14 protein-coding genes are annotated in these 11,181 nt (G+C 49.8%); 9 read left to right on the forward strand and 5 right to left on the reverse strand.

What is annotated here, in order from left to right:
• Positions 1-70 precede the first annotated feature (70 nt).
• Complete coding sequence (locus CWE23_RS07585) at positions 71-1,081, forward strand: alpha/beta hydrolase family protein (RefSeq protein WP_157982915.1); 1,011 nt, start codon at positions 71-73, stop codon at positions 1,079-1,081.
• A 103-nt stretch (positions 1,082-1,184) separates the two neighbouring features.
• Here CWE23_RS07585 and CWE23_RS07590 read toward each other — a convergent pair whose 3' ends face one another.
• Positions 1,185-1,985 carry an NAD-dependent protein deacetylase gene (locus CWE23_RS07590; RefSeq protein WP_105306720.1) on the reverse strand — a complete coding sequence of 267 codons (801 nt, stop codon included), beginning with the start codon at positions 1,983-1,985 and terminating at the stop codon, positions 1,185-1,187.
• A gap of 78 nt (positions 1,986-2,063) precedes the next feature.
• Here CWE23_RS07590 and CWE23_RS07595 point away from each other — a divergent pair, with 78 nt between their 5' ends.
• The 5 genes from CWE23_RS07595 to CWE23_RS07615 are packed head-to-tail and all read left to right on the forward strand — an operon-like array spanning position 2,064 to position 4,746.
• A complete protein-coding gene (locus CWE23_RS07595; protein WP_126819919.1) occupies positions 2,064-2,276 on the forward strand; it encodes a DUF1653 domain-containing protein in 213 nt (70 codons plus the stop codon).
• A gap of 9 nt (positions 2,277-2,285) precedes the next feature.
• On the forward strand, positions 2,286-2,804 hold the full coding sequence (locus CWE23_RS07600) for a DUF1543 domain-containing protein (protein ID WP_187346261.1): 519 nt from the start codon (positions 2,286-2,288) through the stop codon (positions 2,802-2,804).
• An 18-nt stretch (positions 2,805-2,822) separates the two neighbouring features.
• Complete coding sequence (gene arfB, locus CWE23_RS07605; RefSeq protein ID WP_126819920.1) at positions 2,823-3,233, forward strand: alternative ribosome rescue aminoacyl-tRNA hydrolase ArfB; 411 nt, start codon at positions 2,823-2,825, stop codon at positions 3,231-3,233.
• A gap of 17 nt (positions 3,234-3,250) precedes the next feature.
• Positions 3,251-3,634 (forward strand): hypothetical protein, encoded by a 384-nt coding sequence (locus CWE23_RS07610; protein ID WP_157982916.1) that lies wholly within the window; start codon positions 3,251-3,253, stop codon positions 3,632-3,634.
• Between the two features lie 29 nt (positions 3,635-3,663).
• Positions 3,664-4,746, forward strand: a complete 1,083-nt coding sequence (locus CWE23_RS07615; RefSeq protein ID WP_126819922.1) for an MBL fold metallo-hydrolase — start codon at positions 3,664-3,666, stop codon at positions 4,744-4,746.
• Here CWE23_RS07615 and CWE23_RS07620 read toward each other — a convergent pair.
• The 4 genes from CWE23_RS07620 to CWE23_RS07635 all read right to left on the reverse strand — a co-directional run bounded on the left by CWE23_RS07620 (position 4,698) and on the right by CWE23_RS07635 (position 7,508).
• Positions 4,698-5,939, reverse strand: coding sequence for an ArsB/NhaD family transporter (locus CWE23_RS07620; protein ID WP_105306715.1), 1,242 nt, complete (start codon positions 5,937-5,939; stop codon positions 4,698-4,700). The two genes, CWE23_RS07615 and CWE23_RS07620, sit on opposite strands and share 49 nt — an antisense overlap.
• A 42-nt stretch (positions 5,940-5,981) precedes the next feature.
• On the reverse strand, positions 5,982-6,650 hold the full coding sequence (locus CWE23_RS07625) for a hypothetical protein (RefSeq protein WP_126819923.1): 669 nt from the start codon (positions 6,648-6,650) through the stop codon (positions 5,982-5,984).
• A 24-nt stretch (positions 6,651-6,674) separates the two neighbouring features.
• Positions 6,675-7,184, reverse strand: a complete 510-nt coding sequence (locus tag CWE23_RS07630; RefSeq protein ID WP_126819924.1) for an SRPBCC family protein — start codon at positions 7,182-7,184, stop codon at positions 6,675-6,677.
• A 111-nt stretch (positions 7,185-7,295) separates the two neighbouring features.
• On the reverse strand, positions 7,296-7,508 hold the full coding sequence (locus CWE23_RS07635; protein WP_126819925.1) for a hypothetical protein: 213 nt from the start codon (positions 7,506-7,508) through the stop codon (positions 7,296-7,298).
• A gap of 200 nt (positions 7,509-7,708) precedes the next feature.
• Between CWE23_RS07635 and CWE23_RS07640 the strand changes: the two genes are divergently transcribed.
• The 3 genes from CWE23_RS07640 to CWE23_RS07650 all read left to right on the forward strand — a co-directional run bounded on the left by CWE23_RS07640 (position 7,709) and on the right by CWE23_RS07650 (position 10,940).
• Entirely contained in the window at positions 7,709-8,437 is a 729-nt protein-coding gene (locus CWE23_RS07640) for a PepSY domain-containing protein (RefSeq protein WP_126819926.1), read from the forward strand.
• Positions 8,434-10,074, forward strand: coding sequence for a PepSY domain-containing protein (locus tag CWE23_RS07645; RefSeq protein ID WP_126819927.1), 1,641 nt, complete (start codon positions 8,434-8,436; stop codon positions 10,072-10,074). Before CWE23_RS07640 ends, CWE23_RS07645 begins: the two co-directional genes overlap by 4 nt.
• Before the next feature lie 95 nt (positions 10,075-10,169).
• On the forward strand, positions 10,170-10,940 hold the full coding sequence (locus CWE23_RS07650) for an SDR family NAD(P)-dependent oxidoreductase (RefSeq protein WP_126819928.1): 771 nt from the start codon (positions 10,170-10,172) through the stop codon (positions 10,938-10,940).
• The last annotated feature ends 241 nt before the right edge of the window (positions 10,941-11,181 follow it).

The following is an 11,181-nucleotide window of genomic DNA, read 5'->3' on the forward strand; positions in this document are numbered from 1 at the left end:
AGACCCGTCAATTGCTGATAATGTATTTCATTAACGGTCTACTTTTAATAGCAATCATAAGGACATGAAAATGTTAAGAAAAACGTATCTTCTTGTTGTGGCTGCAGCCATCGGAATATTGACGTTTCCCCTGTCTTCGAACGCTCAGGATGAGGTTTCTTTACTAAAATCGGATACCTGCTTTACGGGGCCCTTTTCCAGTTATGAACGCTGGATGAATGTAATTTCCGGCGGAAGCCGTGAAAAAGCCGAGGACTTTGAAGAACGATTAACGAGAAATACCGCCTTTTACAAAAAGGAGCAGTTTGAAAATTATCGAGAAACGATAGATTGCCGCACCATGATCTACAAAGTCGACGATGCCATCGTCGACGGTTTTTATATTGCGCCATCAGATCAATCAGACTTACCGGTCGTAATTTATAATCGGGGTGGCAACGCAACTTATGGCGCTTGGATATTTGGGAATGTTTATCTGCGGCTGTTTGATATAGCAAAAGAGCATAATGTTGCGATTTTTGCGACGAATTACCGTGGTGTTTTTCCAACATTACCTGGTAACGATGAGTTTGGTGGTGAAGACGTTAAAGATGTGCTGGCGTTGCCTCAGTTGTTTAGCGAATTTCCCGCCGTAAATCCAGAGAAGGTTGCCGTATATGGAGAAAGTCGTGGTGGTATGCAATCACTATTGGCATTAAAGCAGGGCCTGCAAGCCGATGCTGCGGTATTGTTTGCCGGACAATATGACTTTGTGGAAGCACTGAAACATCGACCGGAAATGGAAAAGGTGTATAGAGCCAGAATTCCGAATTATGAAGAGAACAAAGCAGAGGCGTTGAAAAAGCGGTCAGCAATCCACTGGGTTGGTGAAATTGATAAGGATATTCCGGTTTTGCTCATTCATGGCGAACAGGATCAGCGGGTTTTGGTTGATTCAAGTATCGCGTTGAATAAGGTTCTGGAAGCGGAGGGCTTTAAACATAAGCTTTCGGTTTATGAAGGTCTTGGTCATCAGTCAGCCCCCAAACGAAAGCAAATAGTCGCAGAAATGATCTCGTGGTTTAAACAACACTGGGACTGATCCGTTAACAACGGCGAGGGTTGGCCGAGGTTGAACCAAATCGGCGGGAGATGAATGATTTGTAAAAAATTCATCTCCGCCAGGTGCTTATCGCATTACCTTGCTACACCAACACACGTTCAATATCGTCATCGATTTTAACGGTGGCGATGTCGTCGGCGCGGGTTTTACCGCGGGTTAAAATGGCGAGAGGCTGATGGCATTCATTGGCCTGGCGGGCGAAGCGGTAACCGGAGAAAACCATTAATGACGAGCCAATAACCAATAAGCCACCGCTGTCCGTTAACGCTTGTTTCGCCGCCGCTACGCGGGTTTTGGGAACGGTATCGCCAAAATAAACAACGTCTGGTTTTAAAATGCCTCCGCAATTCAGGCAATCAGCAATTTGGAATTTTGAAAAATCGGTTTCAATGTCCGCGTCACCGTCCGGTAGAGCCGTGGCGTCCATGTCGGCAAATTCGGGGTTAAGTGCCAGGCAGCGCTCATGCATATCAAGCCGCGGTGATTGTGCTCCGCAACTCATACACACCATATCATTGGCATAACCGTGCAGATTGATAACGTCGGTAGCGCCGGCTTTTTGGTGTAAACCGTCGACATTTTGCGTAATGATGGTACCGATCAATCCTGCCTGTTGCATCTTAGCCAATGCCCGGTGAGACGCATTGGGCTGAGCATGAAAAAGCACTGGCCAGCCATGCAATGCACGCGCCCAGTAACGCTTGCGGAGCAATTCGTTGGTCATAAAGTCGCGGTGCTGTATGGGCGGCGAGCTTTTCCAGTTGCCATTGTGGTCACGGTAATCAGGGATGCCCGAAGCCGTGCTTATCCCGGCCCCGGTTAATACGGTTACCGGTTGATTTTGATGTAAGAAATCCAGCAGTTGTTGTTTGTTCGATATCATTGGTTTAAATAGCGATTTATCGTCAGAACGAAAGCCTATATGATCATGAAAAACAAAGGAACCGGATGCGCGAAAGATATGACAATAACAGCGGGTATTTACGAACATTATAAAGGCAACCGTTATCGGGTGATTGATACGGTGACGCACAGCGAAACAGAAGAACTTCTGGTACTCTATCAACCCCTTTATGGTGAGCAGAAATTATGGGTTAGACCCTATGCGATGTTTACTGAGTCAGTCACTATTGATGGACGCACGGTTGCGCGGTTTCGTTTTATCGGGGAGTAATTGAGCGGCATGCAAAAACTTTTTTTAACCTACATTGGTGGCACCGCTCCCGGCGCTAATATTGAATTGCACGATGTCCGTTTTGTTGTTGGCGAGAGCATGGAACAAACGTATCCGGCGATTCGCGCCGGCTGGTTTGGCACCCAAAAAGGCCTTCACCTCGACAGTTACGTGCAGTTGCATCACGTTGATGGCTATCGCATTGAATTGTCGCAGGAGGCACCGCAGGATTCAGCCAAAAAGCTGTTTTTTGTTAATTTTGGCGGCTATTTCGACGGTAAGTTGGCGGAGTTTCATGATTTTACGTTAGTCGTTGCCGATTCGGCTCAGGCCGCAAAAGCGTTGGCTAAAGCGCAAGTGCTTAAGCGCGGGCTGGCGGGCGCCGAACAGGTTCATAAAGACGATTTAATCGCCGTTGATGACTGTCTGTGTGTGGATCTTATTGACAACCATCACATTCACTTACATTACGATGGCCAGCAGCAAGCGCTCGTTCCCGACTGGAAGGGCTATCAGCCACTACCTTAAAAGAGGCTAGACGCGGACATGATTAACATTTCTCAGCGGGTCGAAATCGCTGAACATGAAATTGAGTGGCAGTTCATCCGTTCCAGCGGCGCCGGCGGCCAGAACGTCAATAAAGTTGCGACGGCCGCGCAATTGATTTTCGATATTCAGTCTTCGTCACTACCGGACTTTTATAAGCAACGGCTACTTAGGCTCGCTGACCACCGCATTACGCAAAGCGGTAAGATCATTATCAAATGCCAGGAAACTCGCAGTCAGGCGCGTAATCGTGAGCTGGCTCTGGAGCAGCTGATCGAGCTTATCGGCAGCGTTGCGCGGGTGCAGAAAAAGCGCATTGCCACTCGGCCCAGTAGGGCAGCTAAGGAAAAGCGCCTGCAAAGTAAAAAACAGCAGGGACAGAAAAAAGCGCTGCGCAAGAAAGACTTTTAACATCAACATCGTGCCTCATGAAAAAAACATCAGAATCAAGCCAGAAAATGTCAGAACCATCCTACGGAATGCAGGATTCACCCACGACCGTCAAACATTTGCTGATTGTGCACGGTTTCGGCGCGTTGTTCGCCATCCTGTATTATTTTTATAAGGTGAGCCAACAGCCGACCGCGTTTCGCAAGGCGCTGGCCGATGCCACAATCGAGTCGACTATTCTGGGCGCCTGTTTTTTTGCTACGCTGCTTATTATTAGCCTGATGACCGGCAATGTTGTCACTCGTTTTGGCTTGTTGTCGATTAGCGAGGCCAGACTGGCAGTAACCATTGCACAGGCTGGATTAGCTGGCTTCATGCTCTTTCATTTGGGGGTTGTCTGGTACTTAGTGAACATCACCTAATTACATCATCTTTACAAAGGACATACCCCATGCAACGAATCGATTTGTCGCTTGTTTACGGGCTGACTTTCCTGCTGGTTTTCCTGGTGTCGGGCTGCTCAAGTAACTCGGTGACGATTCATGACAACGGTAAGCAGCCGTACGATCAGCAGACTCGCCAATTTAGCAATTTGTATGTTGGCGAAAAGGACTATCCGCTAACCTGTGGTGATGATTGCTACGCTCCGCGAGAGGAACTCACTTGTCGTGAAGGCGTGTGTCAGTATCAGGGAAATTACTCAGCAGCGCAGTACGAAGGCGCTTTTATTGTGCAATGGTTTGGCCATGCGCAGTTTGTTGTTGCGACGCCCTCTGGTGAACGGTTTCTGATTGACCCAGTGTTTGAAGAGTTTGACTGGCCGATAAACTGGCTGCATGCCTGGTTTAATGGAGACTATCGATCGCATTATCCGCAATTTAATCAAGATAATCGACAAGCCACTGACGCTGTGCTGTATTCGCATGTGCACTATGATCACTTCAATAAAAGTGACATTAAATCGCTGGGTAGTAATAAGGAGTATTTTGTGCCGCTTAATGTTGCTCCTCATATACCGGCGATGGGTGCATCGATTAACGAGATGGGCTGGTTTTCGAGCAAAGCGTATAAAAACACGGAAGTCGTTGCGCTGCCGGCGCATCACTTCAGCAGTAGAACGTTTATTCCCTTTATTTACGACGACAGCAACCGGACATCCTGGAACGGGTGGTTATTGAAAAGCACGGGCAAGACGTTGTTTTTTGCAGGAGATACCGGCTACTCGAAGCATTTTAGCGATATTTTTCAACAGTATGGCGCAATTGACGTGTGTCTGATGCCGATCGCGTCTTATCACAGTGACGATCATCCTAAATGGTATCGCTACGTCCACATGACGCCGGAAGATGCTGTGACGGCTGCCAAGGATTTGCGTTGCAAAGTGATCATTCCATGGGGATACGGCAACGCCAGTTGGGGTATGGGAGACAAGTCGTCTCACGCGCCTTTGTTGCGCTTTCTGGCGATGCTGGAACAGACTGAGGTTCAGACTAAGGTCGTGATACTGGATGAAAAAAGCCACAACCATAAATAAGCGGCCGCCATGCTCAACAGGGTGATAGGAATCCCTACGCGGGCAAAGTCGTTGAAGGTCAGAAACACGCGCTGCTGAGCGGCTCGTTCCGCAGTAATGATGTTGGCCAGACTGCCGGTAATCAGCAGGTTACCGGCGAGGGTGGTGAACAGTGCCAGCCACTGAAAAACGATTTGCGGCAGAGTATCGACCAGTTTTAGTAACAGCATAACGGCGGGAACGTTGCCAATGGTATTGCTACTGAGAAGAGAAAACAACGCAGCACTCCATTGTGTGGTCGGCAACCAGCCGGCCTCGCTGAAGCTGGCAACCAGCTCCGTTACGGCAGGCGCGTTGGCAAAAGCTCCCGTGACAATAAACAGTCCCGTCATCATGATCAGCAAGTTGATATCAACGTCTTTCAGCAAAGTGGCTGTGTGCATACGACCCAAAATGCTCAAGCCGGCGGCCGCTGTTAACGCGACTTGATAGCCGTGCCCGGGCGCAACGATGAAGCCGCCAACCACAACCACGAGTGCACCCAGTGATAAAATGGTGGTGAATCGATCAACAGCATGGCTGTTGCTGAAGGTGTTCTGTTTGTCGGGCGTCGGTACCAGCGCATCGCGATAAACCCATTGCAACACGGCGTAGATGATGACCACTGTGGTCAGAGCGGGCAGACCTGCAAACAGCGCATAATTGATAAGCGAGAGTTGGCCAACGTCGGCAAGCAGGATGTTCTGCGGGTTGCCAATTAAACTGGCCGATGAGCCGGCGTTAGCGGCAAATGCCAAACCCAACAGATGCGGTTTTGGGTTTATTTTCTTTGCGGCACAGATTTCACACAGTAACGGCGCCAGGGCAAATACCACAATATCGTTCACTAACACCAGTGAAAACCCACTGCTTAACGCTAAGCTGACCAGCAACATCCGTTTCGGCGATACTTGTGGGTGGGTCATGCGTGCGGTGAATACACTGAAGGCTTGGGCATGTTGCAAATGCGCACCGATGATCATCAATGAGAACAGCGTCAGCAGAACTGGCAGCTCGACCAGCTTTTCGACATTCTGCAACGGCACGATACCGCCACCCAGCAATACCATAGCCCCGATGAGTGCTATCCCGGTGCGGTTGATGCGGGTGCCTGGCAGTCTACCTAGTGCCATTACCAGATAGGTGATCAGAAACACGATGGTTACAGTGGTCATTAGCAAGGCTTCTCGTCAGTGGGCTAGCGGCAATCGGATGGGTTAACGGCGGATACCAACCACCATCCTGCAGTCAGCAATGGCGTTATCATCGCTCATCGGGGTTAACGTTATCACGTCGATTTTACCTAAATTATCAGAGCGAGTTTCACGCGCAATACGATAATAGAAATTGACGTATGGTTGTTGGTTGTGTAACCGCAGATACGGTGTATCAGGAATTTCCCAGCGTCCGCTAAGCTGGCGACCATTCTGTTGATAGGTAAAGTGCTTGTCGTCACTCAATGTCAATGACGCATGGCTATCGCAGCGCTCAGTTTGGTAATGCTGAGCGTACCTTAGCGCGGATGACGCAAGCGATGCCGCGCCGGGTGGTAGCAGGTATAAACCGAGACTGTTTTGTTTATACCAGTGGTTACCTTGCTTCAACGGAATCAGCTGTAACGAGGAGTAACCTTCTTGTTCGAGCGTTTTTACGACGTTATCTAACGCGTGTTCATCCAGTAGCAACGGGCTGTACATAACAGTAGAACGCTCTACGTTTGCCGGGAAGGGAATGTTTACCGATGTCACGTCAAAGCCTCGCTCGGCCATAGCATGACGAAGTGAGGCGGTGTTTTCATCGGTTAAATAACGCTCATTGAGATAAATGCCCGGCGACTTGGAGCAACCGAGTAATACCAGCGGGATGAACGTTAGTAGCCATTTCATGTTACCCAGCCAGGTGCCGTTAGCTTATTCGGAAACTCGCGCGAAGGACGCCAGCTGTTGTTTCAGTACGCCATCAACGATGGGGGCCAGTTTGGTGAAATCGGTGGTTGGGTAGCCACCGACAATATAATCCAGCGTTGCTTTATTGTCGGCGAAGGTTATCGTCATGGTTCCGCTCATACCCAGTGACTGCAGCGGACCTAAGCCGCCGGTAAGGCGCAGTGCTTTGCCCGGGTCAACGTAACTTACTTGCATGTGCAATGCTTGCTGGTCACCCTTGAGCTCGCAAAAACAGCCGCCTGCAGTGGCATCTATCGACAGCTTACCGGCATCACCAAACCACGTGTGATCGTTAAGCCACCATTCATCAATTTCATCAACAAAGCGGGTGTAACCATCGGCTGCCGAACCGTTAAACGATTCTTCGATTTTTATCTGAAAGCCGTGTTCGGAGGATGAAAGCACATCGGCGTTGCTGGTAGTAGAAAAAAGCACAACGCAACTGGCAAGAGCGATTTTTAGGGTTGTTGTCATTTTGCAGTCCTGTTTGTTACAAACGAGGTTCAGTATACAAAAGGTTTGCGTAGACAAAAGAGCAACCAGAAAAAAATACGCTGTGCTTATCGTCCGTTAAGCCGAATCCTCTTAATCGTCTACCGACGCTGCTCCCGCCTTCCAGGGACCAAAGGCAATAAAGTACAGTAACACGATATTAGCGAAGGGCACCAGAATCAGTAAGCCAAGCGGGCCGGGATAGCCAATACGCTGACACAGTTTCCAGGCGGGAATGACGAAAATAATGCCAACAACCAGCATCCATAAGAAACCGATGCCTGCAAACATTTCATGACCCATCATAAGTCTGTCTCCCAATTTGCGATACACTTAACTGACGTTAGTCGGTAATCGACGCTTTTGCAAAGAACACGGTGGCGTTACGCGATTTGTTATAATTTCAATAGTATCTTAAAGTACGTTACAGCTTCTGATAAACCGATTGGCTGTCGCTTCTGTCGTGAGGCGACAGCCTTTTTATTTGTCGTTTGAGGAATAACAGCGTGCAAAACACACGAGTAAGCCGTTGGCGGGTCTGGCACCGCTGGCTATCGTTAATTTTTGGTTTGCAGATGGTCATCTGGGCTATCAGCGGGGCCTACATGGTCTTTTTTGATTTAGACTATATTCACGGCGATCATTTGGTCAGAGATATCCGTGAATCCTTGCCGCGCGAGGGCAAGGTTGCGAGTTTGGATAAGGTGTTAGCGCGTTATCCGGATGCACAATCAATGGCGTTGGAAACCCGTTGGCTTAATGATCGCCTGCGCAAGGTTTACAGCATTGACACAACAAGCGGCCAATTATTGATCGATGCTGAGTCCTTAGCGGTTATCGACATTTCCGAGCGGGATATCCGCGCACTTGCGAATCGTTATTATGCGCAGAGCCAGTCATCCATTGAGTCCGTGACCTATCTGACGGATAACCCACCGGCAGAAATTAGCCCTCGTTTATTGCCGGTTTGGCAGGTCAATTATGATGATTTTGGTAACACCAGTCTGTATTTGTCGGACACCACCGGTGAGTTACTGGTCAAGCGACATACGTTCTGGCGGGGATTCGACATCTTCTGGATGTTGCACATTATGGATTACGACGAGCGGGTGGATATTGAAACCTGGTGGCTAAAAGCCTTTATTATCGGCACTTTTATTTTGCTGATAACGGGTACTGTGTTGTTGGTTTATACGGTTCGTTTTAAAACAAAGCCCGCCGGAGGACCCCAATGATGCGTTTTATGCAGTGGTTGCACCGTTGGGTGAGCTTAATCCTGGTAGTGCAGGTGTTGCTGTGGCTGGTGAGCGGGTTGTTCTTCAGTTTCATGGGGCACCACGCGATGTCGGGTCATCAATACAAGACCGGCGCTGTCTCTGAGCGGCTGAATCAAGCCGAAGTGGCGATTGACTTTACTGAGATGCACGACCGGTTTCCTTCTGCTCATTCAATCAAACTGGTGAATGTCTCAGGTAAAGGGCAGTATCAGGTGACGTTGGCCGAACAGAGGCTGTTTATCGATGCCAACACGGGTCAACCTTGGGAGACCGACACGACATTGGCAACCGAGCTGGCATTGAGCAGTTATGACGGCCCCGGTCAGTTGAAGCGTGTGTCGGCGGTTAGCGGCAGTGACGAAGTGAAGGGCTGGCAGGGTGCTGGTTTTCGCGTCGACATGGCGGACGATTTAAATACTCGAATCTATGTTGATGCCGCGTCCGCGCGCGTCGTCGAGCATCGCAATACGCCGTGGGCCATCGCCGACTGGGCCTTTCGTCTGCATTTTATGGATTACAGTGGCGGCCGCAGCTTTAACCATTTGTTGATTTGGACGGCGGGTCTGCTGGCGCTTTGGTTCTCGTTGTCGGGCTTACTGTTACTCGGCAGAAATGTTGCAAAGGGCGATTTTAATCCGCGCCGGAACCGCACCTGGTTGGAATATTTTCAGCAGCAACAACAGCCCGTTGCCAGTGATTGCGGAGGGGGCGGTACCTGTGGATTGTGCAAAGTGAACCTGCGGGGTGATGATTTACCGGTCGCGACAGCCGCTGAGCGAGCGTTATTGCGGCCCGATGAACTGGCTGATGGTGTACGTCTGTCTTGTCAGCACAAGGTTTCAACCGCTTACGACGTGGCACCATTGCAGCAGTCGGTTAGGTCAGTGACGCTGAGGTTAGAACGACGCCGTCAACTGACACCGACGATGACGGAGTTGACGTTCGTCAGTTCGGTGGCGTTGGAGTATGCGGCCGGTCAGTTTATGCAGTTTCAAATTCCTCACAGTAATGACGTCATAACGCGCTATTACTCCATGGCGAATCGCCCTGACGGCAAACAACTGGTGTTTACGGTACGCAGGATTGATGCTCCGGGTGACGGTATACCGCCGGGTGTCGGTTCTAACTACCTGTGTGGTTTGGGTGTGGGAGCAGAAATCGAGGCGCTGGGACCTTTCGGCGACTTCCTGCTGACCGAGGCAAATGACCGTACGCAATTGTTTATCGGCGGCGGCGCGGGGGTGGCGCCATTACGCTCGCTGATGCAAACGGAGCTTGCCAGCGAGCAACCGCGCCGTTGCGTGTTTTTTTATGGTGCGCGCAACGTACGTGAACTGTGCTATCGGGAATCGTTTGAAATGACCGCAGGGTTGTCTTATACACCGGTGCTGTCTGAGGCCGAGGAAGGCGATGAATGGGATGGGGCGGTTGGCTATGTGCATGATGTTGCGCTGCAGTGGCTTGCTGAGGAAGACCTAAATCGTGTTGATGTTTATGTCTGTGGACCGCCAGCGATGTTAAAAGCAACGCTCACCGGGCTGGCCGAACTTGGTGTGCCGCGCAACCGTATTCGCTTCGATGACTTTGGTATTTAACGAATAAAGATTGATCCGATACCGGGTACATGCTTGCCTAATTTTGAGATTCTCAGCCATACTCAATTCGGTTGTTGACCGAGAGGAGACGGAGGATGAAAAGGGTTGAGAATAAAGTCGCTATCGTTACCGGTGGTAGCTTAGGTATTGGCCGTGCTACCTGTCTGGCACTTGCCCGAGAAGGCGCACAAGTTGCCGTTACGGACATAGCTGATGATGACGGTAAAAAGCTGGTTAATGAAATTGAAGCCGAAGGTGGCAAGGCCGGTTACTGGCATTTGGACACGGCGGACGAGAAAAGGGTCAATCGTGTGTTTGCGGATATTGCCGCAGCCTTTGGACGCATCGATGTATTGGTAAATAACGCGGGTATTGCCGGGGTTAACAAACCGACCCATGAAATCACCAAAGACGAATGGGATCAGGTTATGGACATTAATGTTCGTGGTGTTTTTTACTGCACCAAGCATGTGATTCCAACCATGAAGAAAGCGGGCGGTGGTAGCATCATCAATCTGTCGTCGATATACGGCATTGTCGGTGCTGCTGACCTGCCACCGTATCATGCCTCAAAAGGGGCCGTTACGTTGATGAGTAAGAACGACGCGTTACTTTATGCCAAGGATAAAATTCGGGTCAATTCCGTGCATCCTGGGTTTATCTGGACGCCGTTGGTGCAAAAACTGGCACAAGCCTCGGCGGAGGGTGAACAGGCCTTTCGAGCACATCTGGATACGTTGCATCCACTGGGGCATGTCGGTGAACCGGACGATATTGCCCACGGTATCGTGTATCTGGCGTCGGACGAGTCCAAATTTGTGACCGGCGCTGAGCTGGTGATTGATGGTGGTTATACGGCTCGATGAGGCGCTGCCTTTACAACTCAGACCGAACCTTTAAGTGGTCAATTTGTTCGGTCTGAGCCTTATCATTTTGAAAAAAAGAATTGATTATTTTTTGTTAATGATAGATGCTAAGCGACTGTTTTAGTTTGTTTTAACAGCATTTGTTAGGAACATTAGAGACCTTTGCATGGACGCAGTACATCATACCGAACGCCCCCAATTCTGGCGGGTCGCACAACGCTGCTGCATTATCGCCGGATCC

Origin of the sequence: Idiomarina aquatica (assembly GCF_003987185.1) — a bacterium.
GTDB lineage: Bacteria > Pseudomonadota > Gammaproteobacteria > Enterobacterales > Alteromonadaceae > Idiomarina > Idiomarina aquatica.

Bases quoted from the DNA above. Each gene is read 5' to 3' on its own strand.
- CWE23_RS07625 (WP_126819923.1), bottom strand. From the start codon at position 6,650: ATGAAATGGCTACTAACGTTCATCCCGCTGGTATTACTCGGTTGCTCC.
- CWE23_RS07650 (WP_126819928.1), top strand. From the start codon at position 10,170: ATGAAAAGGGTTGAGAATAAAGTCGCTATCGTTACCGGTGGTAGCTTA.
- CWE23_RS07620 (WP_105306715.1), bottom strand. From the start codon at position 5,939: ATGACCACTGTAACCATCGTGTTTCTGATCACCTATCTGGTAATGGCA.
- arfB (WP_126819920.1), top strand. From the start codon at position 2,823: ATGATTAACATTTCTCAGCGGGTCGAAATCGCTGAACATGAAATTGAG.
- CWE23_RS07590 (WP_105306720.1), bottom strand. From the start codon at position 1,985: ATGATATCGAACAAACAACAACTGCTGGATTTCTTACATCAAAATCAA.
- CWE23_RS07610 (WP_157982916.1), top strand. From the start codon at position 3,251: ATGAAAAAAACATCAGAATCAAGCCAGAAAATGTCAGAACCATCCTAC.
- CWE23_RS07585 (WP_157982915.1), top strand. From the start codon at position 71: ATGTTAAGAAAAACGTATCTTCTTGTTGTGGCTGCAGCCATCGGAATA.
- CWE23_RS07615 (WP_126819922.1), top strand. From the start codon at position 3,664: ATGCAACGAATCGATTTGTCGCTTGTTTACGGGCTGACTTTCCTGCTG.
- CWE23_RS07645 (WP_126819927.1), top strand. From the start codon at position 8,434: ATGATGCGTTTTATGCAGTGGTTGCACCGTTGGGTGAGCTTAATCCTG.
- CWE23_RS07630 (WP_126819924.1), bottom strand. From the start codon at position 7,184: ATGACAACAACCCTAAAAATCGCTCTTGCCAGTTGCGTTGTGCTTTTT.
- CWE23_RS07635 (WP_126819925.1), bottom strand. From the start codon at position 7,508: ATGATGGGTCATGAAATGTTTGCAGGCATCGGTTTCTTATGGATGCTG.
- CWE23_RS07595 (WP_126819919.1), top strand. From the start codon at position 2,064: ATGACAATAACAGCGGGTATTTACGAACATTATAAAGGCAACCGTTAT.
- CWE23_RS07600 (WP_187346261.1), top strand. From the start codon at position 2,286: ATGCAAAAACTTTTTTTAACCTACATTGGTGGCACCGCTCCCGGCGCT.